Origin of the sequence: Labrys sp. LIt4 (assembly GCF_017813775.1) — a bacterium.
Classification (GTDB): Bacteria; Pseudomonadota; Alphaproteobacteria; order Rhizobiales; family Labraceae; genus Labrys; species Labrys okinawensis_A.
In genome coordinates this window covers 85,180-109,789 of sequence record NZ_JAGIPY010000004.1, presented here as the reverse complement: position 1 = coordinate 109,789, position 24,610 = coordinate 85,180, and the positions used below count along the sequence as shown (strand labels likewise).

The 24,610-nt window shown below is 63.0% G+C and carries 24 protein-coding genes; 13 read left to right on the top strand and 11 right to left on the bottom strand.

Features of this window, described 5'->3' with window-relative positions:
• Positions 1-560: 560 nt before the first annotated feature.
• From J8I29_RS08865 to J8I29_RS08855, 3 genes are all read right to left on the bottom strand, one after another.
• Complete coding sequence (locus tag J8I29_RS08865; protein ID WP_209431379.1) at positions 561-1,007, bottom strand: RidA family protein; 447 nt, start codon at positions 1,005-1,007, stop codon at positions 561-563.
• Between the two features lie 150 nt (positions 1,008-1,157).
• Positions 1,158-1,550: a response regulator gene (locus tag J8I29_RS08860; protein ID WP_209431378.1), complete on the bottom strand. Its 393-nt coding sequence runs from the start codon at positions 1,548-1,550 to the stop codon at positions 1,158-1,160.
• Between the two features lie 11 nt (positions 1,551-1,561).
• A complete protein-coding gene (locus J8I29_RS08855) occupies positions 1,562-2,566 on the bottom strand; it encodes an HWE histidine kinase domain-containing protein (RefSeq protein ID WP_209431619.1) in 1,005 nt (334 codons plus the stop codon).
• A 368-nt stretch (positions 2,567-2,934) separates the two neighbouring features.
• Between J8I29_RS08855 and J8I29_RS08850 the strand changes: the two genes are divergently transcribed.
• Positions 2,935-3,411 (top strand): DUF2127 domain-containing protein, encoded by a 477-nt coding sequence (locus J8I29_RS08850; protein WP_209431377.1) that lies wholly within the window; start codon positions 2,935-2,937, stop codon positions 3,409-3,411.
• 162 nt (positions 3,412-3,573) lie between these two features.
• Here J8I29_RS08850 and J8I29_RS08845 read toward each other — a convergent pair whose 3' ends face one another.
• The gene (locus tag J8I29_RS08845; protein WP_146126833.1) at positions 3,574-4,062 is read right to left on the bottom strand and encodes a hypothetical protein; all 489 of its coding nucleotides are present in this window, start codon (positions 4,060-4,062) and stop codon (positions 3,574-3,576) included.
• Positions 4,063-4,377: 315 nt separating this feature from the next.
• On the opposite strand from J8I29_RS08845, the gene J8I29_RS08840 reads away from it, so the two are divergent.
• Positions 4,378-6,063, top strand: coding sequence for a hybrid sensor histidine kinase/response regulator (locus tag J8I29_RS08840; RefSeq protein WP_209431376.1), 1,686 nt, complete (start codon positions 4,378-4,380; stop codon positions 6,061-6,063).
• Positions 6,064-6,117: 54 nt separating this feature from the next.
• Here the strand turns inward: J8I29_RS08840 and J8I29_RS08835 are convergent, their stop codons facing one another.
• Positions 6,118-6,810, bottom strand: coding sequence for a response regulator transcription factor (locus J8I29_RS08835; RefSeq protein WP_209431375.1), 693 nt, complete (start codon positions 6,808-6,810; stop codon positions 6,118-6,120).
• 335 nt (positions 6,811-7,145) lie between these two features.
• Here J8I29_RS08835 and J8I29_RS08830 point away from each other — a divergent pair, with 335 nt between their 5' ends.
• Positions 7,146-7,490 (top strand): hypothetical protein, encoded by a 345-nt coding sequence (locus J8I29_RS08830; RefSeq protein WP_209431374.1) that lies wholly within the window; start codon positions 7,146-7,148, stop codon positions 7,488-7,490.
• Between the two features lie 90 nt (positions 7,491-7,580).
• Here the strand turns inward: J8I29_RS08830 and J8I29_RS08825 are convergent, their stop codons facing one another.
• Together J8I29_RS08825 and J8I29_RS08820 are read right to left on the bottom strand one after the other, a co-directional pair.
• The gene (locus tag J8I29_RS08825) at positions 7,581-7,931 is read right to left on the bottom strand and encodes a hypothetical protein (protein WP_209431373.1); all 351 of its coding nucleotides are present in this window, start codon (positions 7,929-7,931) and stop codon (positions 7,581-7,583) included.
• A gap of 174 nt (positions 7,932-8,105) precedes the next feature.
• Positions 8,106-8,981, bottom strand: coding sequence for a hypothetical protein (locus tag J8I29_RS08820; protein ID WP_209431372.1), 876 nt, complete (start codon positions 8,979-8,981; stop codon positions 8,106-8,108).
• Between the two features lie 554 nt (positions 8,982-9,535).
• On the opposite strand from J8I29_RS08820, the gene J8I29_RS08815 reads away from it, so the two are divergent.
• From J8I29_RS08815 to J8I29_RS08805, 3 genes are all read left to right on the top strand, one after another.
• Positions 9,536-12,496, top strand: a complete 2,961-nt coding sequence (locus tag J8I29_RS08815) for an autotransporter outer membrane beta-barrel domain-containing protein (RefSeq protein WP_209431371.1) — start codon at positions 9,536-9,538, stop codon at positions 12,494-12,496.
• A 97-nt stretch (positions 12,497-12,593) separates the two neighbouring features.
• A complete protein-coding gene (locus J8I29_RS08810; protein WP_209431370.1) occupies positions 12,594-12,869 on the top strand; it encodes a hypothetical protein in 276 nt (91 codons plus the stop codon).
• A gap of 145 nt (positions 12,870-13,014) precedes the next feature.
• Positions 13,015-13,476: a L,D-transpeptidase gene (locus J8I29_RS08805; protein WP_209431369.1), complete on the top strand. Its 462-nt coding sequence runs from the start codon at positions 13,015-13,017 to the stop codon at positions 13,474-13,476.
• A gap of 97 nt (positions 13,477-13,573) precedes the next feature.
• Here J8I29_RS08805 and J8I29_RS08800 read toward each other — a convergent pair whose 3' ends face one another.
• Complete coding sequence (locus J8I29_RS08800; protein ID WP_209431368.1) at positions 13,574-14,464, bottom strand: LysR family transcriptional regulator; 891 nt, start codon at positions 14,462-14,464, stop codon at positions 13,574-13,576.
• Between the two features lie 104 nt (positions 14,465-14,568).
• Between J8I29_RS08800 and J8I29_RS08795 the strand changes: the two genes are divergently transcribed.
• Positions 14,569-15,438, top strand: coding sequence for an NmrA/HSCARG family protein (locus tag J8I29_RS08795; RefSeq protein WP_209431367.1), 870 nt, complete (start codon positions 14,569-14,571; stop codon positions 15,436-15,438).
• 224 nt (positions 15,439-15,662) lie between these two features.
• Here J8I29_RS08795 and J8I29_RS08790 read toward each other — a convergent pair whose 3' ends face one another.
• Positions 15,663-16,649: a LysR family transcriptional regulator gene (locus tag J8I29_RS08790; RefSeq protein ID WP_209431366.1), complete on the bottom strand. Its 987-nt coding sequence runs from the start codon at positions 16,647-16,649 to the stop codon at positions 15,663-15,665.
• A gap of 222 nt (positions 16,650-16,871) precedes the next feature.
• Between J8I29_RS08790 and J8I29_RS08785 the strand changes: the two genes are divergently transcribed.
• From J8I29_RS08785 to J8I29_RS08765, 5 genes are all read left to right on the top strand, one after another.
• A complete protein-coding gene (locus tag J8I29_RS08785; RefSeq protein WP_209431365.1) occupies positions 16,872-18,221 on the top strand; it encodes a dicarboxylate/amino acid:cation symporter in 1,350 nt (449 codons plus the stop codon).
• 60 nt (positions 18,222-18,281) lie between these two features.
• A complete protein-coding gene (gene leuC, locus J8I29_RS08780) occupies positions 18,282-19,712 on the top strand; it encodes a 3-isopropylmalate dehydratase large subunit (protein ID WP_209431364.1) in 1,431 nt (476 codons plus the stop codon).
• A 3-nt stretch (positions 19,713-19,715) separates the two neighbouring features.
• Positions 19,716-20,327, top strand: coding sequence for a 3-isopropylmalate dehydratase small subunit (gene leuD / locus J8I29_RS08775; protein ID WP_209431363.1), 612 nt, complete (start codon positions 19,716-19,718; stop codon positions 20,325-20,327).
• 16 nt (positions 20,328-20,343) lie between these two features.
• The gene (locus tag J8I29_RS08770; protein ID WP_209431618.1) at positions 20,344-21,225 is read left to right on the top strand and encodes an alpha/beta hydrolase; all 882 of its coding nucleotides are present in this window, start codon (positions 20,344-20,346) and stop codon (positions 21,223-21,225) included.
• A gap of 196 nt (positions 21,226-21,421) precedes the next feature.
• Complete coding sequence (locus tag J8I29_RS08765) at positions 21,422-22,294, top strand: EamA family transporter (RefSeq protein ID WP_348535994.1); 873 nt, start codon at positions 21,422-21,424, stop codon at positions 22,292-22,294.
• 62 nt (positions 22,295-22,356) lie between these two features.
• Here J8I29_RS08765 and J8I29_RS08760 read toward each other — a convergent pair whose 3' ends face one another.
• The gene (locus tag J8I29_RS08760) at positions 22,357-22,791 is read right to left on the bottom strand and encodes an NUDIX hydrolase (protein ID WP_209431361.1); all 435 of its coding nucleotides are present in this window, start codon (positions 22,789-22,791) and stop codon (positions 22,357-22,359) included.
• A gap of 258 nt (positions 22,792-23,049) precedes the next feature.
• Between J8I29_RS08760 and J8I29_RS08755 the strand changes: the two genes are divergently transcribed.
• Positions 23,050-23,289: a hypothetical protein gene (locus J8I29_RS08755; RefSeq protein ID WP_105860876.1), complete on the top strand. Its 240-nt coding sequence runs from the start codon at positions 23,050-23,052 to the stop codon at positions 23,287-23,289.
• A 59-nt stretch (positions 23,290-23,348) separates the two neighbouring features.
• On the opposite strand, the gene J8I29_RS08750 is transcribed toward J8I29_RS08755, so the two are convergent.
• Positions 23,349-24,521: a citrate synthase gene (locus J8I29_RS08750; protein WP_209431360.1), complete on the bottom strand. Its 1,173-nt coding sequence runs from the start codon at positions 24,519-24,521 to the stop codon at positions 23,349-23,351.
• Between the last annotated feature and the right edge of the window lie 89 nt (positions 24,522-24,610).

Sequence of the window (24,610 nt, the reverse complement as noted above, 5' to 3'; positions counted from 1 at the left end):
AGACCGCTACCGCCGAACATAAATTCACGAGACAGCGACGGATTCGACTGCACACCACGTTGAAGGTAGTTGAGGGAGCGAACCGCTGCCCTCGCGTGTGTACACGATCATGGAGTGTTGCGTTGATCCGAACGATAGCCATATCCGCCGCCTTCCTAAGCGGCCTTTTACTGACGAGCTGCGCCCCGCCAGTCGCGCGAACGATGGTCGTGGGCGCTCCCGTAGGCTGCGGCCCAGGCTGGCGCCCGAACATCTGGGGGCGCTGCGTGCCCAATACGCCAGTCTATTATCCGTACCGGCGGCCAGTTTACCTCGGATACGGTGGATATCGCCGGTACAGCTGGTAGCATTTCAGGCCCGGCCGATACTTCCCCCGATCAGACGGCCGGGACATTGTCGCAAAGCGCTGCGCTAACAGGAAGACGAACGCCCTATCCCCGATGGCCTGTTGGGTGCAATATAGTCAGTTCATCTGACAGAGCCAGATTGCGCCAGACCATTACCCTCAACGTAAACCCCTACCTCTCTGAACGGGAGACACGGAGAAAATGGCCCGCAGATCAGACCACAACGGCGATGCCTTCGATCTCGATCAAGAAGTCTTCCCCGTAGAGCTTTGACACCTCAACCAGAGTGACAGCAGGCGCTGCCGGAGGTGTCGTCGTGGCGAAGAAACGGTTGCGGCTCTCGCGATATGCGCCGAGATTACCCATGTCGCGGAGAAAGACTGTCATTTTTACAAGGTGGCTTGCGTCGCAGCCGACAGCCTGAAGGGCCGCATTCAAATTGCGAAAAACCTGATTAGCTTGGGCGATGAAGTCGCCTTTGCCAACCAATACGCCGTCTCGGTCGAGCGCAGTCTGACCCGCTATGAAGATCAATCGGCTCGCCTTGACATCTACCACCTGCGAATAGCCCGATGGTGCCCCCAGGTCCGGCGGGTTTAGACGATGGATTGCGCTTCCTTTATCAATGGTCACAAACCCTCGCATTTTTTGATAGCTCACCGGATTGTCAGCTAGCGTACGATTTCGCCCCCCTTCCTGTAAACGCCCCGGACTAGCCGAACGGGGCGCTCTACTGGACCCTCGACAAACAGCAGTGAGTGTGATCGCTTCTCCCATTGAGTCGCAGCTATTTCGTCCCGCGAGTCGCAATTAATCCGGCCGAGTCGCTTTCAACTCGAGAAATGACGGTGAATGCTGCAGTTGCGCCAGCACGGCCAGGAGGCGATGTTCGCGTGTCGGCTTGCCCACATTGGGGACCCCGGCCAGAACATCCCCGCCGATTTTCTCGGGCCTTTCATATGCGCTCGCCAGGATGAAGGGTATACCTCGCGCTTTCAAGGTTTCTGCAACCGGCGTGACGAGTTCGCGCCCAAGATTGACGTCGAGGAGCGCGACCAAGGGCAACTCTTCCTCCAACAGGCGTAGCGCATCTCGCACGGTGGCCACGGGCCCCATAACGCGCCACCCGTGGCGCTGGAGCAAGAGCTCCAGGTCCAATGCGATCAGGAACTCATCCTCGACGATTAGAATGGTCTTCTGCAAGCGATCGGCTTTCAGCTCGCGAGAAAGGCACCCCCGAGCGGAATGACGATCTCGACCCTCAAACCGCCTGCCGCATATTGTTGTTCCACCTCACCGCCGAGACTGTAGGTTGTCGTGGACTGGATCAGTCGCGTTCCGTAGCCGGTCGTTGTTGGCGGCGCAACGGGCGGCCCGCCGCTCTCCACCCACTTCAGCCGGAGGCGGCTATCGCCTTCCTCGACCTGCCACGCGATCGTTATGCGACCGCCGGCGAGAGACAAAGCGCCATACTTGGCGGCATTTGTCGCAAGTTCGTGAAGGACGAGGCTCAGCGACATCAGCGCGCGAGAACCGAGTTGAATATCGGCGCCCGGCACGATGACGAGGGATTCGGGGGCGGTGGCATAAGGTCTGAGATTCCGTTCGATCAGCGCCCCCAGGCCGGTGTCCCCTTCCTCGGTGAAGGCAAGATCTTGCGATTCCACCAAGGCGCCGAACCGGCCCAGAAAGTCATCGCGGTATTCTTCGGCCGAACGTCCCTCCGTCGTGGTTTGGCGGGCGATTGCTTCGGCAACGGCAAGCAGGTTTTTCATGCGATGCCGCAGTTCGCCGAACTTCAGGTCCTTTGCCGCCTCCTCGTCGTATCGATCGGTTACGTCGACGATAGATACCAGCATGGTGTGACTTACATCGTCAGGGTGATGGAGCCTGCGGGCCGTCACGAGCATGATCTTCCGGCCGAGACCGGGAAAGTCATGCTCGACTCGGTAATCGATCACGGCGGTCGCTTTCGGGATCACCTCTACAAGCAGCTGTCGCAGCGCCGGAATATTCCATTGGCCGCCGCCCAATTCATAGAGAGGTTTGCCGATGGTCTCGTATCGATCCACCTTGAATGTTTCAAAAAAAGCACGGCTGGCAGTCTGCACGCAGAGGCTTTCGTCCAGCACAAGCAACGGATCTGGAACGGTATCGACGATCCCCTGCGCCTGAACGTGGCCGGCGCGCAGAATGCGATAAAGGTCTTCCATATGCACCATGCCGAGTTCTTCCTTGAAGGGGTAAAATAGGAGGGAAATGAGCCGTCTGCAATTGCATGATGCTCCCTGAGCCTCGGGTCTCCGTCCTTCGCCGGCCAGCCGCCTGGACGGGACGAGCAGCGGCTGTAAGCGCTTTCACTCATTGCGGTGCAGCTATTTCGTTCGCTCTCGAATCCAGTCGCAGCCAATCGTCGCCAGTATTGCTGGATTGCTTCGTCTGGGCCGCAATGACATAGGACAAATCATCCGGAGACCGGAATTGCGGCTGTAGCGCTACGGCGCCACTGAAGCTGGCGTGCCGCCTTCGGGTCTTTTCTCCAGCCGGCCCGCAGGCTCATGGGCGCGAGGAAGCGGGGCGTCTGCCGATGAACGAGAATCGCATACATAAAGCTTTCCAGATCGGCGTTTTGCTGAAGGGTGCGCATGCATTATTGGAATGCGCCGGAGGCATCGGGCTTGCCCTGGTCAGTACGAATTCAATCTCGGCTTTCGTCAACCATTTCACGCAGGAAGAGCTGATCGAAAATCCTGGAGACTTCATCGCCACCCATATGCTCGCCTTTGCGCAGAATTTCAACGTCGAGACAAAGCACTTCTATGCGTTCTACCTGTTGAGCCACGGTCTGGTGAAAATTGCTCTGGTCATCTGCCTTCTGAAAGGAAAGCTTTGGTCATATCCAGTTTCACTGGTGGTGCTTGGGCTCTTCATTGCCTATCAACTTTATCGCTTTTCTTATACGCATGGCCCGGGGCTGATCATTCTCACGATGTTGGATATCGTAGTGATGATGCTTGTCTGGCGCGAATACAGGCTTGTGAGAAGCCATTTGCCGACAAATTAGCGAGACTTCCTGCGGCAGGCATCGTTGACACGGACTGAACTCGCGGCAGGCACCGACCGACCATTTCGGGTCCGCTCGCAGCTATTTTTTCGAGTCGCATTCATTTGAAAAAATAGGCCAGCCCGGTTCGGCGGGCTGGGCGCTGCTGATGACGAGACGCGCCTAAAAACGGCTGTCGGCCGTGCAGCCGGCGACATCGATCGACTTGATGTTGTCCTTCATGTCCGTGAAGGCCTGGATGTTGCACAGGTAATCGACGTTATCGACCTGCACCATGCGGTTCTCGCCGACCGGCGTTTCGACATCCTGCGTGTAGATCGTCGCCGCCTGGCCGTTTCCGCCCTGTGTCATGCCGACGACCTGCCGGCTGGTCGATGTGCCGGTCTGCACCCATCGGCTCTGCCACTGTCTTGAGATGCGCGTGTTGTTCCAGGCATATGTCCCGCCATCCGTGCAATAGGAGCATGGCGGCAGGTTCAGCGTTGGCGGGCCAAAGGCATTGATCGCCACGGAGATCGGCTTGCCGATCATCGTGCTTGCGGCCTTCTGGACCGGGTTCGATTGCTGAGCCGTCGTCACGCAGCCGGTGAGAAGCAATGTTGCGATGATGGCGGTGCCAAGCTGCACGACACCAGGATTCAGTCTAGCCATGCAGCTATCCCCCTATGTTGCCCGGGGCCAAATTACGCGTGGGCACCGCATCGAACCATAGGACAGGTGTGCTAGTCGCTCGTTGCGCTGGCCCGTATCTGGAAAGGGAGGCCGCGGCTGATTTTCAGCATTTTGACGATGTCGGCCGGCATGCGGGTGGCTCGCACGGGGGCGCTTATGGCGTGGGGACGACGGGTCTTCGCTCGAGCAAGGGTTTGGCGCCACGGCGTTCGACCTGTCATGGACGCAAGCGTGCCGACGGTGCGAGTTCACTTCCTGAGAAAAATGCGGGAGAACCGCAGGATGCGCCGTATCATGACCGCCCCCAGCCGGCTTTTCGACCGCTTGCGCCGCAAGCCCGGGAATGACGATGCCGAATACGGCCAGGCCGTCGTTCGGCTGATCCTCGTTCCGCTCTACAGCCTCTATTTCGCCGGGGTCACGTTCGTTCAAGGCTTCGGGCTGTACGACAGCCCGATCTTCACGACCCTGTATTTCATCTACCTGGCCGCGGCGCCCGGGCTCTTTGTCTGGATTGTCCGCGCGCCCGGCTACAATTTTTCGCGCCGCGTCGCCGCGATGTCGGCCGACTACCTCATCATCACGGCCTCGCTCGCGGTCGGAGATCAGATTCTGCTGCCGGTCTACGCCGTTCTGCTATGGGTGACGGTCGGCAACGGTATCCGCTACGGCGCTCGCTATCTCGTCGCGGCGACACTCGTCGCGCTCGCCGCTCTTGCGGTCACGGCCCTGCTCAATCCCTATTGGCGGGCCAATCCCTACATCACGGTGACGCTCGTACTGACCACCATCCTCGTACCTGCCTATATCCTGTCGCTGCTGACACGATTGCAGAAGGCCTATGCCGAGGCTTTGGAAGCGAATCTCGCCAAGTCCCGATTTCTCGCCCAGGCAAGCCATGATCTGCGCCAACCCATCCACGCGATGAGCCTCTTCACCGCGATTTTGCGCGATGCCGGGTTGACGGAGGAGCAGCGTTCGATGGTCGATAACATCGACCGCTCCCTGGAAAGCCTCGGCCGGTTGTTTCGCTCGCTGCTGGACATTTCTACCCTCGACAGCGGTTCGGTCGAGCCCAAGCCGGCGAGCATGGCGATGGCCGAGCTCTTCGATGACCTCCGCCGGCAGAACCAGCAGCCGGCCCAATGGGCCGGTGTCGATCTGCGATTCATGCCGTGCAGCCTCCACGTGCACGCCGATCAAACGCTTTTGACCACGGTCCTCCAGAATCTGATTTCCAACGCTTTGAAATACGCGCCCGGCAAGCCTGTACTCATCGGCTGCCGGCGACGCGGCGAAACGCTCGCGATCTGCGTGCACGACCGCGGCGACGGCATCGCCGCGCATCACCTTCCGCTGCTGTTCACGGAGTTCTATCGCGTGCGCGAGCGCGGCGACAAAGATGTCGACGGCGTCGGACTCGGCCTTGCCATCGTCAAGCGCTTGACGGCCCTGATGGACCTGAACGTGACGATTCGCTCGGAGCGCGGACGCGGCACGAGCGTGGCCATCACAGGCGTGCCAATCACCAAGGCAAACGCCACGGCGGCCACCACAGCACGGCAGCGCCTGCTGCTTCAGCGTTCCGCAATGGAAGGCCTGCGCATTCTCCTCGTCGAGGACGATGCGGACATATTGGAGGCGACCCATACCCTGCTGAAGAAATGGGGCTGCATCGTTCAGGCCGAGCTTGCCCCACCCAAGACCGTTGCAGCCTGCGATCTCGTCGTCACCGACTACGACCTGGGGGGCGGCGTGACCGGAAGCGATTGCCTGGGCCATGTGCGACGGGCGCTCGGTCGCGAAGTTCCCGCCATTGTCCTCACCGGGCATGATGCGAGCCGCATCCGCGCCGAGCTGGCCGATCCGCGCATTCCAATCCTGTCGAAGCCCGTGCGGCCGGCCGAGCTGCGCTCAAATCTCATGGCGCAGAAGATCAAACTGGACCGGCTGGCGCGAATGCCGGGCGAGCGCGGCTAAGGCGCTTTGCCCTAGAGCAAAGCGCGTTCAAGCGTGAACGCTATTTGCTCTAACTCATTGTTCTGACGCGTCTTTGCGATCCCTGGTGACTCCGTCTGATCGCAAAACGCTATGGGTCAGCCCGGCAAGGGCCGCCTTCGCCGCCGCCGCCGCTCGCGTTTCCACATCGAAAAGGCGAAGCAGCGCCGATACATGGATACGCACGGTGAAGGGCGAAATATCGAGCATGCGCCCTATTTCCTTGTTCGACATGCCTTCCGCGAGCAGCCGCAAGACCTCCGCCTGCCGTGGTGTCAGCGGCGGAATGGGATCGCGCTCGGCTCGCGCCGACGACGCCATGTGCGACGAGGCTTTCAGCACGACGAAATCGCCGTCCCTGACCCTCTTGATGGCCTCGCCAATCTCCTGCGGCGGCACAGCTTTGCATATGAAGCCGTCCGCTCCGCCGGCCATCACCTTTTCGATGACCTCGTCATCATCGATCATCGACACCGCGACGATCGAAGCGTTGGGAAATTCCTCGCGCAGATCGGCGATCGACACCTCGACCGAAAAGCCTGGGAACAGCAAATCGAGGAAAAACATGCCGGGTGCGGGCTCTGTCCGCGCCAAGCCGAGCAACTCGTCGAACGTTCCAGCTTCTTCGATCACTGCTGCCGGGCACAGGCGCTGCACGATGCGCCGCATACCCTCGCGGAATACCGGATGATCGTCGGCGATGGCGATGCGTTCCTTGCGCACATTCATTGCGATCGAGTGCGTTTCCGTTCCGTTTTGGTTCAATCCGCCTAATTGAAACGGGTACGCGCCCGGGTTGGCATCGTCAAGCCGCCTTGCAGGGGTACGCGGGCCCTGATGGCGCGCTTGCCGCCGCCGGGGCATCCGACACGCCGCATCCCGATGTGTCTTCGGTATGCTGAGAGCCAACGGCGCTCGACGTCAGAGGTCATTGCGCATATCGCCATGGCTGCCAACATTGAAGTCGCCGCAGCCAATCAAGCGCGCCTGCGTCTGGGCGTATTCATCGCGACCGGCGAGTCGAGCTTGATTCAATCGAATCGCAACCTCGAGAAAGCACACGCATGTCGAAATCAAATCCCCCGCTTGTTCCGACTACGCTGTGCGAAATCCTGCAACCGTACCCCGAGCTGATTACCCGGCTGCAAGAGACGCTCGATCAATTCGCTGAATCAAAGCCCAGGCTTCAGCCTTTCGACGAAGCGGTTTGGGCACTGAAGAACAGGCTCGGCGTCTTCCTGGCGGAGTCGGCGGACGAATTGGATGCTGCCACAACCAGCGGCGACTTCAGGGTCATCAAACAGGCTAAAGACAAAAAGGCGACGATAGGACGCGCGCTCTTATGTTTTGATCGGGATCTGGATGATCTCTGGAGTTATTTCGAGGAAAACAAGAGGGCTTACGAATAACCCCTCCTGGCAGCCGGCATGAAGAAAGCCGATGCACGTGCGGAACGCCCGCTTCGGCGTTCGGCACGGGCTCCATTGGGCTTCGGATGTCTAGTCCGGCGCCATCTGACAGTTGGGGCCCACCCATTTGTTGTTATAGGTATCGAGCTCGTTTTCCATCATGGTGGCATTGCAGACCGGATAGCGGCCATCCCCACGCCGCGCCATGCTGAGGTCGCGATATTGTTGAATAAGGGTGTCGCGATCCGGCGGGTGACGGCGTCCCTGCCGCAGCGACAGTTGCATGACGCATTTGGCGAAGGCGTCAGTTCCTTCCCTAAAGCCGAAGCTGGCGCACTGGGCCTTATTCTCCGAGATCTGGTCTGCGCTTGCGCTGCCTGTCGCGAAGCCGACGATCAGACAAACGAGGCCGGCGATCGGTAGAAGGGTCAGATTGCGCATGACATGTCACTCTCTCATCGTGCAATGCCTCTACAAATGCCCGGGATTGCTGGCAAGCGTGATATTTCGTTCCGTAAGCCGCAAATGTTGCGATCGATCGCAATCAATTGGAGGAACGCCTCAGTTCGGCATGAGCCCCTGAAAAGCGACGGCGCCGGAAGCTCAGTCGACAGCCTAGCAGCGCGCCGGGTAGTGAACCGGTGTATTGACGCCATTCCAGATGACGGCCAGATGCAAGCTCACCAATGTGTCGAGCAGCTGCCGGAGGCAGGGGCGAACTTCGACGGCGTTGCCGGCCTCGGCGTGAAGGACGACCAGATCCTTTTCAACCAGAAGATGCATCACACGCCGGATCTGAATCCGGGGCACGTCGAGCTGCTGGGAAGCCCAGCCGTAGTTGAAATATACAGTCAGTGCTGTCCGTAGGTCGGAGTTTCCCTCGGCGATCATCAGCAGCAACAGGATTTCGTATCCTCCAGCCTTTTCAAGTATGATTGCAAGATCGGGCGTGAAGATTGAGATATACCGAAACTCCAGGATGGATCGATAGGAATACTCTACGATCCTATTGAGCAATCGATCATCTCTGTAAAGATCTGTGACAGCGGTCGGATTTTCGGTAAGGAGCGAAAGAGGGAGCAAGAAATTCTTGTAAATTCCTTTCGCCGTCTCGATTGCTTTCGGGGTGGACTCCAGACGGATGTAGCGGCGATCAGAGCCGCGTTTTGCAGATTTGAGATATCCTCCGACCTGAAGCAGCCGAAGATATGTCGCAATTCTGGTTCTGCCGGCGATGCCTGCGTGCTCGGCGAAGTGAAGTGCGCCGGCCAGCGTCGTGCCATGCTCTTCTTCCGAGCTGCCATAGGCGAAATTGCTCCGCAAGACATAAACGCCCATCAAATGTCGGACTTTTTCGGTTGCGAAATGCGACAGTAAGAAATTACCAGCGAGCATCGAGCAATAGCGCTTCGCAAACATTCGAGCCGCGGCCCTGAAATTATGATGCCGCCGCAATTCGGCAGCAGTTGCCTGTACTTCTTCCGCAAGCATGTTTTCTATCATTGTTGTTTAGTGATATGCGGCTGTCCAAGCAGGAGTACAAATCACTAGCAGCCGCCAGATTGAGCGCTCAAATTGTAGGCAAAAACAACTATACTATTACTTCCCTAAGGGAGGTTGCCGATTGAATGCGCCACATCTGCTTACTCAGATTCGAAAGCAGTGCAATAAATGGCACACGTTTTGGCCAAGCTTTTCGTAAAGCTGTGACTCGAAAGATACAGACACAATTACTACGTGCGTGTCATAACGTAAGAACATGGAGAGGTTCGAAAAATAACAGAAAATATCCCTGAAGAGAGATGGAAATGAAAATGAAGTCTAAGCAATCATTAGCATTGCTAACCACAACTGCGCTCGTTTCTGCCGCAACGGCATGTATTGTTGCTTGGCAACCGGCATACGCGGCTAATGAATGCGGTATAGCAGTCAGCGGCGGCGCCGTCATTTGCAACGGAGATGGAGCACCAGCCACGGATCAGGCAGCGAATACAACCGGCATTCACTATACAACTGACGGTGTTTCGGTGACGGCCGATGGTACTGTGGCACCGCTGTCAATTACCCCGCCGGCTGGCACCGCCGGCATTCGCAATGAAGGGGCGAGCACGGGAACCCGCTCGAGCACCGTGCTGGGCAATACGACGATCACTGTGTCGGGAGGGGCGCCCGGTGCCGAGGTCTACGGGGTTATTTCTCGCGTAACCACGGGAGGCGGCGATGCCGCCGCGACCCTGGATGGCGGGACGATCAAGGCAACCGGCGATTACGGTTACGGCATGGTCGCGCAGACGAACAGCAATGGCGATGCCTCGGCCACCATGAACGCCGGCTCGATCTCCACCACAGGATTGGGAGGATCGGGCGTCGGCCTGTTCGCGGAGGCATTCGGTTCGACCAATACGGGCAACGCCACGGCCACCATCAATGGCGGCACGATCACCACCCTGGGATCGCATGCCGTCTACGCCTTGACCCGCGGCAGCGGCGAGGCCTTGGCCGAGATGAACGGGGGCTCGGTCACGACGGTCGGATTCAGCAATGCCGGTATCGTCGCGCAATCCCTCGGCGTGGGGGATGCCATTGCCCGTCAGACTGCTGGAACCATTGCCGTCCAGGGCACATCCGTGGGAATGCTCGCCCTGGCGAGCGGCAATGGGGACGCAATCACCGAGCAGACCGCTGGAACGATCAGCGCGACCGGCACTGGCGCCACGGGTATCGCTTCGGTGGCGGACGGCAGCGGCAACGCCATTTCGACACAAGGCGTCAACGGCGTGGTGAACTCCACGGGTGCTAATGGCGTGGGTATCGCAACCCTTGCCCGCGGCACCGGTACATACGCCCTCACGACGGCGGGCCAGGTGACGGGTGGCAGCGGAACCGGGTCGGGCTTGCTGACCTCTGGCGCGGCAGGCGGGACGATCGACATTCTGTCGACGGCCAGGGTTGACGGTTCCGCGTCGGGCGTGGCTGTGAATGATGGCGACGGTGCCGTTACACTCACCACGAATGGTACGGTCATCGGGGATATCCTGACCCATGGCGGTGCCGACACGATTCAGCTCGCGGGCGGCACGGTCACCGGAAACGTCGACGGCGGCATCGACAACGACACCATCAATCTGGTGGGGGCGAGCGTCTCGGGAACTCTGCTGGGCGGCGACGGCAACGACACCATCAACTGGACATCGGGCACGCTTGGGGTCGGCCTGAATGGGGGCAACGGCTCCGATACGGCCCTAGTGACGGCCTCCGGCTATAACGGCACCCAGAAGCTGGACGGCGGCGACGATGTTTCGACGGCTGACGGTTACATCGATGCATTGACGCTTCGAGGTTACGCCCTGTCGGTGCCCGGTGCGAACCTCACCAATTGGGAAAAGCTGACTCTCGACAGCAGCACGATCTCGCTGAGTGATTCCACCATCACCTCGAGCACGGAAGACGGCTATGGCGTGTTTCTCGCCAACGGCACCACGCTGACCTCTCCCTCCACGCTGACGGTCAATGCGGATCTCACCATCGATGGCAGCTCGGCCCTTCTGGCCATGAACGGTGCCACCATCACCGGCGATCTGCGCAATGCTGGCCTGGTGGACATGCGCAATGGCTCGGCAGGCTCCACCGTAACGGTCAACGGCAATTATGTCGGCAATGGCGGCACCGTCGGTCTGGACACCGTCCTTGGCGCCGATGGCTCCCCCACGGACCTGCTCGTCATCAACGGCAATGCCAGCGGCTCCACGACGCTGCAGATCGCCAATGTCGGGGGAACCGGCGCCAAGACGATCGCCGACGGCATCAAGGTCGTGCAGGTGGATGGCACTTCGACCTCCGACGCCTTCCACCTGGGCTCTGCCTTGAGCGCCGGTGCCTATGACTACAACCTGTATTTCGGCGGGGTCGCCGATCCGGCCGACCAGGACTGGTATCTGCGTTCGGTCGGCATCAACGCCCCGTCGCAGGAAGTGACGCCCTATGCCGAGATTCTCGGCAATTTCGCCTATGCCACGTTGGGCACCCTGCAACAGCGCACCGGCAATCGCATCTGGCCGAACGGTGCACCGGCTGCCACCATATGGTGCAAGGACCCGACCCAGAACTTCCAATGCAAGCCGAGTGCCGAGCAGGATGCGGTCTATGCCGATGGCAAGCCCCATCTCGTCGGCGCCGGGGCCTGGGGGCGTGCGGGCGGCGAATATTCATCCTACAGTCCTCGCGTCGGCTCGGCCTATACCCAGAAGCTGGGCTATCTGCAGGCTGGCTATGAGGGCGTCGCCTATGAATCGGCGTCAGGCGAACTGACGGTCGGCGCGTATGGCACGGTCGGCAGCTCCGTCGCCGACATCGCCATCACCCCCGATCCTGTCACCGGCGCCAGGCGCAAGGGCAAGATCTCGACCACGGGCTACGGCGTGGGCGCCAATCTGACCTGGCTGGGCAATAACGGCCTTTACGCCGATGGCGTCGGCCAGTTCACCTGGTACCAGAGCGACCTCAGCCGGAAGCCGGGCGGCGACAATTCCGGCTGGTCCTCGGTCCTCAGCCTGGAAGTCGGCAAGCGCTTCGAGATGGGCTCGGGATGGGCAATCGTCCCCCAGGCTCAGCTGGCCTGGACGCATGTCGACTTTGACAGCTTCAACGACCTCAACGGCACCAAGGTCTCCCTCAACAAGGGCGACAGCCTCAAAGGCCGCGTTGGAGCCCGCATCGAGAACCTCAGCAGCTGGGCGTCCGACTCCAACACGTTCGACCGCCTGCAGGTCTACGGCATCGCCAATCTCACCTACGAATTCCTGGACGGCACCAAGATCAATGTCGGCGGGACCTCGCTGAGCCAGCAGGGCAAACGCCTGTGGGGTGAAGTGGGACTGGGTGGGACCTTCACCAGGAAAGACAAATGGAGCGTCTACGGCGAGGCCGACTATGCCATGGCCTTGTCTTCGGGAGGCGGTGACAACTACCGCGTCAAGGGTGTCGTCGGGGTCCGCTACAACTGGTAGCCGAGCGCCTGCGCCTTGGCGGGTCCGTCCGTGGACGGGCCCGCTCCTGCCGGACTCGGCGTTTCCACGGCCACGATTCATCAGCGAAGGAATACCCATGAGCACGCAGGAATTCGTGGATGCTCAACACAGCGCAAGGGTTCTCAGCTGCGAATTCGCACTCGAGGAGCATCTGTTCGCTCTCGCCAATATCGCAAGGGACGCAGGCTGGCGTTACGACGAGGTGACCGAGGCTCTCATCTCCCTGGCCAAATACTACAAGATGCACTGCGAAAGCCAGGGCCCCTCCTCGCACAAGGCTGCGCTGCGAATTTCCTATAGGAAGCTGCGCTTCCAGCCGTCAACCTCGAGCGAGAACAATCCGGAGCGCTAAGGTCTTGTCCAAACCAATTTCACCGGTGTTTCTGGTGTGTCTCCTGATCGGCGGCTGCTCACCCGGTCGCGAGCTCGCAGCCAAAACCGCCGTCGACAGTCAGTTCTCCGCCTCTGACGCCCAGATCAGACCGATCGATCGATCGATGTTTCCGGCCGATTTCGCTGTTTCCACCGTCTCCTACCCGTCTCAGGAGAAGCCGGGAACGATCGTGGTGAACGTGAACGAAAGGAAGCTCTATCTCATCGAGGGGCAGGGGCGCGCCCGGCGCTATGCCATTGCGGTGGGCCGGGCGGGATATCGCTGGAATGGCGTGGCGCAGCTCGAGCGAAAGTCAGCCTGGCCTTCCTGGTATCCCACCGACGATATGGCGAAGGAAGCGCCCGGAATCCCGCGAATGATTCCGGGTGGTCGTGCCAATCCTCTCGGGGCAAGAGCGCTTTACCTCTACGCCAATGGGAGGGACACCCTGTACCGCATCCACGGCACGAGCGAACCCTGGACGATCGGCACGCAAGCGTCCTCGGGATGCATCCGCATGTTCAACGAAGACGTCATCGATCTCTTTGAACGCGTATCGGTTGGAGCCAAGGTGATCGTCTCGTGATCACCGATAGACGCGCCTTTCCGATCCAGCCGGATTGGAAAACGCCATAAAATCTCGCGCTCGAAACGTCTTCCGTCCGGCCTGAGCCTTGCCGTCATCATCCGACATAGGCGGCAAGCTCCTCGGGAGTCCCTCGAGGAAAGGCTTCCCTGAGATAGTCCAAAAATGCCGACACCCGGGCGCTGAGCAGCCTTCGTGTGGGATAAAGCGCCCACAGGGCGGTTTCCGGTCCTTCCACATCCCCCCACCGTACAAGCCTGCCGGCGGCCAGATCCGGGCTGACCAGCGAGAGCGGCAGGCGCGCTGCCCCGACGCCCATCCGGGCAGCGTCGCGGACCATCAGCAGCGATGACAGGCCGAGCACCGGTTTGACGGCAACGCTCGACGCGCCGGCCGGCGTAATCAGCTCCCATGTTTCGGTCTGGTTGATCGCGCCGCGCACCACCGCTGGAACAGGTTCGAGGTCTGATGGCCGGGCGAGGTCCGGACCTGCCACGACGACCTGTCTGTCATGAAGGAAGACGCGGCCGACGAGGCCCGCATCCGACTGCGGGTTGACGCGGATCACCAGGTCATAGGCCTCCTCGATCATGTCGACCGGCCGGTCTTCCGCTGTGACCTCAAGCCGGACCTCCGGATATTTCCGCGCAAAGCCTGCGGCCAGTTTCCCCATGGCGGTCTGCGAAAAGAGCAGGGGCGCGCTGATCCGCAATCGCCCGCGCGGACTGTGCCCGCCCGAGGCGATCGCAGCCGAGGTTTCCTCGAGCTCCGTCAGCAATTGGCCCGTTCGCTCGAACAGGGCGCGGCCCTCCTGCGTGAGCTTGAGCGTTCTTGCGCCCCGCTCGAACAGGCGCAGGTCGAGGCTTGCCTCCAGCTCAGCTACGCGGCGCGACAAGGTCGCCTTCGGACGGCCCGCTGCGCGCGCGGCCTTGCCGAACCCGCCGTGGCGGGCGACCAGGTTGAAATCGGCGAGGGCAAGCAAATCCATATGTTTCACCTACGAGACGGTCTGTCTAAATTTGGTGCCTATCGGTATTAATTTGGATCACTAAATTGGTGGATGTCAATTGAACCCCAAGCGGAGCAACCACCATGACCATTCTCGTTACGGGCGCCACGGGCCGCGTCGGCCGCCATGTCGTCGATCAACTCCTCCAGCGCGGCGCCAAGGTGCGCGTGCTGACCCGGGACCCGGCGAAGGCCGATTTTCCGGCCGGCGTCGAAGTCGCTCAAGGCGACCTGCTCGACATCGACGCCCTGCGGAGCGCCTTCAAGGGCGTGCGCACCCTCTTCCTTCTCAACGCCGTGACGGGTGATGAATTCACCCAGGCGATCATCACCCTCAACATCGCTCGGGAGGCAGGCGTGGAGCGGGTCGTCTACCAGTCGGTGTTCGATGCCGATGGCGCGGTGAACGTGCCGCATTTCGCGGTGAAGTCGGGCGCCGAGCGCATGCTTCAGCAGATGGGTTTCAGCGCCACCATCCTGCGTCCGTCCTACTTCATCGACAATGAGCTGATGATCAAGGACGCGATCCTGGGCCATGGCGTCTACCCGATGCCGATCGGCAGCAAGGGGGTCGCCATGGTCGATGCCCGCGACATCGCGGAGGTCGCCGCGATCGAGCTGATCCGCCGCGACCAGGCCCCCGGCAAACTGCCGATCGAAACCATCAATCTGGTCGGACCCGACACCCTGACTGGTCCGGACGTGGCGAAGATCTGGTCGGAGCTCCTCGATCGCCCGGTCGTTTATGGTGGCGACGACCCCAGCGGGTTCGAGCAGAACATGGCCAGCTTCATGCCGAAGTGGACGGCTTACGAGATGCGCCTGATGGCCGAGCGCTATGTCAGCCACGGCATGCTTCCCGAAGCCGGCGACGTCGAGCGGTTGACCGAAATCCTGGGCCGCCCGCTGCATAGCTATCGCGACTTCGCGGCCGAGATCGTACGCGCGGCCTGAGCGTTTTCCAGGAAAGCCGACCGGTCTGTCGAACAAGAAAACGCGTCAATACAAAGAGTTATGCCAGGTCGCGAAATCCCTGACCGTCATCTCCGGCTGAGCTGCTGCACCGTCATTGCGGGCGTAGCGAAGCAATCCAGGCTCATAGACGCTCTGGCCATGGCTCCTGGATTGCTTCGCTACGCTCGCAATGACAGGTGAGTCAAACATCGCGACCGGCGGTATTATTCTTCGACGCCTCTTTCGCTGGACGCCAGCGCAGACGGGCCTGCTTCCTCGACAGCATCCCCGGCCGGCCCGTCCCAGTCACGGCCGGCCACGAGCGCCCACAAGCGCTCCGCAGCCGGGCTTTGCCGCGCCCGGGGGCGGTAGAGGCGAATCTCTATCGGGATGTCGTTCTCGGCACTGGCGGCTCGCACCAGCCGTCCGCGCTCGAGGTCGTCGGCGACCACGCTCAGGGGGGCCCATGCGATGCCGCGGGCCTCGCGCGCCATGGCCACGAGCACCGAGGTGAGATGCGAGGCGAACACCGGTTTCACCACGGCCTCGCTGCGCTCCAGCGCCCGTGCGCCGGCGAGAATGCGACCGAGCCCGGACTCTTGTGTGTAGGACAGCAATGGCAGTGGCGCTTCCGGTTCTCCCGGCAGGGCAAAGAGCGCTCCCGCCCCATCCGGGCGCGGGACGCTCACCGGAAGCAGCACGTCCGCCCCGACATGGATCGAACGAAACTGGCCCGAGGCCAGCATATGCGTGGTGGCCGGATGGTCATGGCAGAGCAGGAACTGCGCCTCGCCGCGCAGCATCATCTGCTCGCAGGCGGCCATATGAGCGGCGGTCAGCTGGATCGTCCCCTGAACGCTCTCGAAGCTTTCCACCGTCCTCAGCCAGTTCGGGAAGAAGCTCACGGAGAGCGTCTGCGTCGAAGCGAACCGAACGGTCTCGGCCGTTATGCGCGCGGCCTCGCGCGCCGCTTCCCGCCCCTGGTAGAGGCGCCGAAGCGTCTCCTCGGCCACCGGCCGGAAGCGTTCGCCCGCCGGCGTCAGCGTGACCGGCAGGACGTCGCGCGTGAAAAGCGGCGTGCCGACCCATTCCTCGAGGGCGCGGACGCGTCGGCTGAAGGCGGGCTGGGTGATGCAGCGCTGCTCCGCGGCGCGCGAGAAATGCCCCAGGTCCACCAGTGCCAGGAAGTCTTCGAGCCATGCGGCGTCCATCCGTCGAGCCCTTCTGCCGAGTCCAGCCCCTTCAAGGCGCAGGTCCCCCGCGAGCCGGGTTGGGAAAGATCGCGAGTCCCTGCATGGCGGTCAACGGCGGCCCGGCATTGCCTGATGCAATAACGGCATTAGCGGCATCGGCCGGGTTCTGGCTCTCTGCTGGGGAACGCTGCGGCCGACAGCCAGGATGACGGCCCAAGAAAAGCTACAGGGAGAAACGCCGTGCAGAGAGCCAATCAAGCGCAAGCGAAACCGCTTTACAAGAGCCTCTACGTCCAGGTCATCGCCGGCATTCTACTCGGCGTCGCGGTCGGGTGCACGGCGCCCACCCTCGGCGTCGACATGAAGCCGCTGGGCGATGCCTTCATCAAGATGATCAAGATGGCCATCGGGCTGGTGATCTTCTGCACCGTCGTCGCCGGCATCAGCGGCATGAGCGATATGAAGAGGATGGGCCGGCTCGGCGGAAAGGCCCTGCTTTACTTCGAGGTGCTGTCGACGCTCGCCCTCGTAATCGGGGTCGTGGTCGGCAACCTCGTGCGGCCCGGCGCCGGCATGAACGCCGACCCGAGCAAGCTCGATACCGGGGCGGTCGCCAAATATGCCGGTGCCGCCCAGGAGCACGGCACGGTCGACTTCCTGCTCAACCTCATTCCCAACACCGTCTTCGACGCGCTGACCAAAGGCGAGATCCTGCCCGTCGTCTTCGTCGCCGTGCTGTTCGGCATCGTGCTGGCGAAGATGGGCGAGCGCGGCAGGCCGTTGCGCGATCTCGTCGATGCGGCCTCGCACTGGATCTTCGGCGTCGTCAACGTGCTGATGCGCTTCGCGCCCTTCGGAGCGTTCGGCGCGATGGCCTACACGATCGGCAAGTTCGGCCTGGGCTCGCTCGGCCAGCTCATCGGCCTGATCGGCACCTTCTATCTCACCGGCGCGATCTTCGTGTTCGGCGTCCTCGGCATCGTTTCGATCTGGGCCGGCTTCAGCCTGTTCAAGCTCCTGCGCTACCTCAAGGAGGAGCTGCTCATCACCCTGGGCGCAAGCTCGTCGGACGCGGCTCTGCCCTCGCTGATGGAGAAGCTGGAGCACCTCGGCTGCTCGAAGTCTGTCGTCGGCCTCGTCGTGCCGACCGGCTACATCTTCAACGCCGACGGCACCTGCATCTACATGACGCTGGCTGCCCTGTTCGTCGCGCAGGCCACCAATATCGATCTCACTCTGACCCAGCAACTCGCGATCTTCGGCGTGTCCCTGCTGACCTCCAAGGGTGCGAGCGGCATCACCGGGGCCGGCTTCATCGCCCTTGTCGGCACACTCTCGGTCGTCCCCGCGATTCCGCTCGCCGGCATGGCGCTGATTCTCGGCATCGATCGCTTCATGAGCGAGGGGCGGGCCATCGTGAACATCATCGGCAACGCCGTCGCGGCCGTCGTGATGGCGAAGATGGAGGGCGAGCTCGACATGGCCCGCATGCGCGACGTGCTCGATGGCCGGCTGGTCGAGGACTACCCGGTCGGCGGCGACGTGGACGCGGCGCCCCGTGCCCCCCTCGCAGCCAACACGACGACCTGACCGACGCTGAACCCGAGACGCGGCGAAGCCGCGCCTCTCCATCTCCGCAGGACTGAGACGATGTCACCCCGAACGCTCTACGACAAGCTCATCGACAGCCACACGGTGGCCCGCCTCGACGATTGCACCGGCCCGGGCTCCGAGATTCTCCTCTATATCGATCGCACCGTACTGAACGAGTACACGAGCCCCCAGGCTTTCAGCGGGCTGCGCGAAGCAGGCCGCCGGGTCTGGCGGCCGGGGGCCGCGCTCGCCGTCGTCGATCACGTCAATCCGACGGCGCCGAACCGCGGCGCCGCCATGCCGGATGCGGGCGGGGCGCAGCAGGTTCGCTATTTAGGGGAGAACTGCCGCGACTTCGGCATCGAACTCTTCGACGTGCTGCATCCGCTGCAGGGAATCGAGCACGTTGTCGCGCCGGAGCTCGGCTTCATCCTGCCCGGCATGATCGTGGGCGCGGGCGACAGCCACACGACGACCTATGGCGCGCTGGGCGCGCTCGGCTTCGGCATCGGCACCTCGGACATCGAGCACTATCTCGCCACGCAAACCCTGCGGTATCGCCGGATGCGAACCATGCGTATCATGCTCGACGGCATCCTGTCGCCGGGCGTGACCGCCAAGGACGTGGTGATGGCGCTCATTCGCACCATCGGCGCCTCGGGCGCGACCGGCTATGCCGTCGAATTCGCCGGCAAAGGCATCGCGGCCCTTCCTGTCGAGGGCCGGATGACCATCTGCAACATGGCGGTGGAGGGTGGCGCCCGCGGCGTCATCATGGCCCCTGACGAGGCAGTATTCAACTACCTCACCGACAAGCCGAGGGCGCCGAAGGGAAATGTCTGGGAGGCTGCCGTCCAACACTGGTCGACCTTGCACAGCGACCCGGATGCCGTGTTCGACCGGGAAGTGCGCCTGCAGGCTGAGGAGATCGAGCCCCTGGTGACCTGGGGCATCAGCCCGGACCAGGCGGCTCCGGTGGGTGGGCGTGTTCCCGACCCTGGCGCGGAACCCGATGCCGACCGTCGGCGCGACATGGCGCGCGCGCTCGCCTATATGGACCTCGCACCTGGCACCGCGCTCGAGACGGTACGCATCCAGCGGGCCTTCATCGGCTCCTGCACGAATGCCCGTCTATCCGACCTGCGCGAGGCAGCCGGCGTCCTGCGCGGCCGTCGCATCGCGGACGGTGTGCGTGGTATGGTGGTGCCCGGCTCCTCGAGCGTGCGGCGTGCCGCCGAGGCCGAGGGGCTCGACCGCGTGTTCATCGAGGCCGGGTTCGAGTGGCGCCAGTCGGGCTGCTCGCTGTGCCTTGCCATGAACGACGACATGCTGGCCCCCGGCGAGCGCTGCGCGTCGAGCACCAACCGCAACTTCGAGGGCCGTCAGGGGGCGGGCGGGCGCACCCACCTGATGAGCCCCGCCATGGTTGCGGCCGCTGCCGTGACCGGCCACCTCACCGATGTCCGTCGCTTCGCCCGGGAGAACTGAGCCATGCAGCCCTTCGACACCGTGGCCGGCCCGGCCATATGCCTTCCGGCCGCCAATGTGGACACCGACGTCATCATGCCCAAGCAATTCCTGAAGGGCATCGACCGCAGCGGGCTCGCCCGGGGTGCGCTCCACGACCTGCGCTTCGACGCGCAGGGCAGGCCGCGCCCGGACTTCGCACTCAACCGCCCGGAATGGCGGGGCGCGCGCTTCCTCGTGGTCGGCCCGAACTTCGGTTGCGGCTCCTCGCGCGAGCACGCTGTCTGGGGGCTGCTGCAACTCGGCATCCGCGCCATCATCGGCACGAGCTTCGCGGGCATCTTCGCCGACAACGCGGCCAATAACGGGCTCCTCCTGGTCAGCCTCGACCCGGTGCAGGTGGGCACCCTCGCGGCCTTGGCCGCCGACCCGGAGTGGAACCGCCTCACCGTCGACCTGCCTCGTCAGACCATTCTCGCAGCCGGTGGCGTGCGCGTGACGTTCGAGCTCTCGGCGGCGCGCAAGGATGCCCTGGTCCGCGGGCTCGATACCGTCGGGACGACGCTCGGCCGGGCCGGGGCGATCCGCGCCTTCGAGGAGCGGTACCACGCCGCGCAACCCTGGCTCGCCTGCTGAGGAGCGGAACATGGCGATGATGGACCCGTTCCTCGCGGGCTTTGAACTTCGCGACGTCCACGCCGACGGAATCCGCATCCGGGCCGCTATTGGCGGCTCGGGACCACCTCTCCTGCTGCTGCACGGACACCCGCAGACCCACGCGACCTGGCACGCGGTTGCCCCGAGGTTGGCCGAGCGCTTCAGCGTCGTGGCGATGGACCTGCGCGGCTACGGCGATTCCGAGAAGCCGGGCGGCGGAGAGGGGCATGCGCACTACGCCAAGCGCGCCATGGCGGCCGACGCGGTCGCGGTGATGCGCCGCCTCGGGCACGGGCGCTTCGCGGTGATCGGGCACGACCGCGGTGGGCGTGTCGCCCACCGCATGGCGCTCGACCATCCCGGCGCGGTGACGCGCCTCGCCGTGTTCGACATCGCGCCCACCGCCACGATGTATGCCCGCACCGACAAGGCGTTCGCCACGGCCTATTTCTGGTGGTTCTTTTTGATTCAGCCCGAGCCGCTGCCGGAGCGCCTGATCGGCGCAGACCCGGAGTTCTTCCTGCGCACGCACCTCGAGGGGCAGTCGAAGACGCCCGGCGTGCCGGGGCCCGAACTCTTCGCCGAATATTTGCGGGTCTACAGCGATCCGGCGACGCGCCACGCCATCTGCGAGGATTACCGCGCCGCGGCCACCATCGACCTGGAGCACGACGCTGCCGATGCGGATCGCCGGGTCGAGGTGCCGCTCCTGGCGCTCTGGGGCGCGAAGGGCACGGTCGGGCGAACCTATGACGTGCTGGCGACCTGGCGCGAGAAGGCCACCGATGTGCGCGGCCACGCCATCGCATGCGGCCATACCCTGCAAGAGGAGCGCCCGGACCTCGTGCTTGCCGCCCTCGGCGATTTTCTCCGTTGAGCGCAGACCCGCCTCGTTTTCCCCGCCGGCCCGCTTGGCGCTGGCGGGACGTGCCCACCGCCCAGGCAAATGGGGACAAGCCGATGTCCATGCTCGACAGTTCGGCCGATACCGAAACATTCCGTTTCGGTATCGGCTAGGCAGGAGGGCCTCAGCGAATAAACGAGCCTGGAACAGGATGGCCGCCAAGGCGAACATGATTACGCAATCGGCGCTGCTTGTGGCCCTTTCCACACTCTGGGGCGCGTCCTACGCCTTCATCAAGGTCGGCGTCGAAACCATTCCGCCGGTCACGCTGATTGCCGCCAGAACCTTGATCGCCGGGGCCGTGCTCGTCGCCTTTCTCCGGCTGCGCGGACTGAGACTGCCGAGGGATCGGCGGATATGGGGACGTTTCGCGCTTCAGGCCTGTCTCAACAGCGTCGTTCCCTTTACCCTGATCGCCTGGGCCGAGCAGACGACCGATGCGGGCCTTGCGACCATCCTGAATTCCACCTCCCCCATCTTCGCCTTCCTGCTGACCGCCGCGGTCACGCGCCACGAGGCCGTCACCGGCCGCAAGCTGTTCGGCGTGGCGGCTGGGCTGATCGGAACATGCCTGATCGTCGGCATGGAGGCGCTTGAAGGCTTCGGACGTGAAATCTGGGCGCAGCTCGCCATCATCGGCGCCACGCTCTGCTATGCAGGCGCGGCGATCTTCGGCAGGAGCTTCAAGGGGCTCGAACCGGTGATGCCGGCCGCCGGCTCGCTGATTTCGGGTGCGGCGGTGCTCGTGCCGGTCAGTCTCATCCTCGATCGCCCCTGGACCTTGGCCCCGAGTGCCCAATCCGTGCTCGCGCTCCTTGCGCTTGCGGTTTTTTCGACGGCGCTGGCCTTCGTGATCTATTTCCGACTCGTGCAAACGCTCGGTTCCGTCGGCACGACTGCGCAGGCCTATCTTCGGGTTCCGGTCGGCGTGGCGATCGGTGTGCTGTTTCTGGGAGAAACGCTGTCTCCGACGGCGTGGGCCGGCCTGGCGTGCGTGGTCGCCGGGGTTATCGCCATGACGCTGCCTGGCCGCAAGCGCTGAGGAAGTTCAAAAAAGCGCCGAACTGGCCGAAGGCCGCCTGCGATCGCCCTTCGCCAAGCCGCTCAAGGTTTCATGCTCTGCAATAGGGAGGATAGCCCCGGCTCCTCGACCACGAGAGCCGCATCCGCCGGCAGGACCCAGCGCACCTGACGCTGGCCGATCTCCTTCCAGGTCGGCAATGTCGCATTCACACGCAAAGGGTACACGCAGACTTCAACCAGATCGAAATGCTCGGCGCGGCGTTTCCAATAGATGAAGCTGCCGCAGGGCTTCTTGCCGACGGTCCCGACCAGGCCGGCTTCCTGCTCGGCCTCGATGCGCGCTGCCTCCCAATCGTTGCGCCCCTTCATCGGCCATCCCTTCGGGATCGACCAACGGCTGGTCTCGCGCGTGGTGATCAAGCAAACTTCGAGGCGTCCGTCCCGCTCGCGCACGGGAAGCGCACCCACTTGATGCTGCGTATCGGCCTGGCGCTTCTTTTTGTCTTTTCTGGACATTGCTCGACACTATAGCCCAATCGGGCGCATTTTATGTCAGATATTCGACGCAGATTGTTGTTTTGGCAACATGTAACGATCGAAAGCGGCTTGCCGGTTGACAACGCGCCGGTGAGGGGAGCGGTTCCTAGGGGCAAAACGCGTTCCAGTGTGAACGCGCTTTGCCCTAACTGCTTGTTTCGAGCCGTCTTTGCGATTCCTGGTGGTTCCGCCTAATCGCAAAACGCGGTAGCCGGCGCAGAAGAAGGAGGATTGGTCATGGACCCCAAGGCGGAATGGCTCCGATATAGCGGCTGGGACGCCACCGAGCATGACCGCTGGCTGCGCGACAGGATCGCCTCGCTCTTCGACCTGGAGACCCCGACGCCGAAGCAGCAGCATCTGTTGCAAATGGCGAGCTTGCGGCTGACGCTGCAGGACCTGCCGGCCGCGGCCTATCCTGGCCATGAGGCCGAACTCCGGGCCTTGGCGGAAAGCGAGTTCAAGGACTCGGACTGACGGCCTGGCTTGTTCAACGGCCGGATACCCTTGCCTGCGCAGGCGGTCGCTGGCGGGCGTCAGGCTGTCTCCACGCTGGCCGCCGTCGTCAGCGGGGGCCCGTCATAATGGGCGCGCGGGCGGATCAGGCTGCCCCTGGCGGTCTGCTCGAGCATATGGGCGATCCAGCCGACCGAGCGGGCGAGGGCGAAGAGCGTGAAGGGCGTGCTCGCCGGCAGGCCATGGCGGTCGGCGAGGGCGGCGAGGGCGAAGTCGACATTGGGAGGCTCGTCGCCGTGCTCGGCCACGGCCTCACGAATCCCCTCATAGATCTCGCTGCAGGGAAAGCAGGCCAGAAGGGCAGTCGCGCGGGGATCTCCGCCGGGATAGAGCGGATGGCCGAAGGCCGGCAGGCGATGGCCCCGGGAAAGCCAGTCATGCACGGCGCGCCGGGCGCCGATGCGCCGGGCCGTCTCCGCCAGGGCCTGCATGCTCACGGCGGCGGTCCCGTGCAGCGGGCCGGCGAGGGTACCCAGCCCTGCCAGCAGGCCGGCGGCCAGCGGAGCGCCCGTCGATGCGGCCGTGCGGGCCGCGAAGGTCGAGGCGTTGAGCTCATGATCCGCCAGCAGCACCAGGGCGCGCCGTATGAGGTCGGCGGCGTCGGGCGCCTGCCAGGCCTGCGCGGCCTGCTGGTGCAGCGGCAAGGCACCATCGGCGCCCCCGCCGAGCATGGCGGCCGCCATGGTGCCGACCAGGCCCGCCGCTTCCCGGCAGAGCACGGCATGCGAGCGCCCGCCGGTGGGAAAGTCATGGCTGGCCCGTCTTGCCAATGCGAGCAGCGCGGCTTCGAAAGGATTGGCCGGGACCGGGGTGCCCTTGACGGTGGGCGGAAAGGCGAAATCGACCCTGCCGACCTGCCAGAGCAGTCGCGCGATCTCTTCGAGGCTCGCCCGCTCTGCCAGGCCGGCGGCATCTTCGCCGCGATACCACAGGCGGCCGTCGACGATGGTGGAGAGACCGGAGGCCAGCACGGGCTCGCCGAAGGAGATGGTCTGCGTGGCGACGTCGGCGACACTGCGGCGCCCGGCATGGCGTCCCGCCAGCCTTTTGACGTCCTCGCCATGATAGAGGCTACGCCGCACGTCCTGCGGATGCGGCCTGGTGCGGATCCGGCCGCGGCTGACATTGGCATAGAGCGTCTGCGGCTGGACCTTGAGCAGGGCGAGAGCTTCTTCGGAGGTGATCCAGGACATCGGCGCAACCGGGCAGATACATTGATGATTTCGATCAAGATTGACGTCAATGCTAAAGCGCCCAAATGCTTGTCGCAACTTTGATAAGG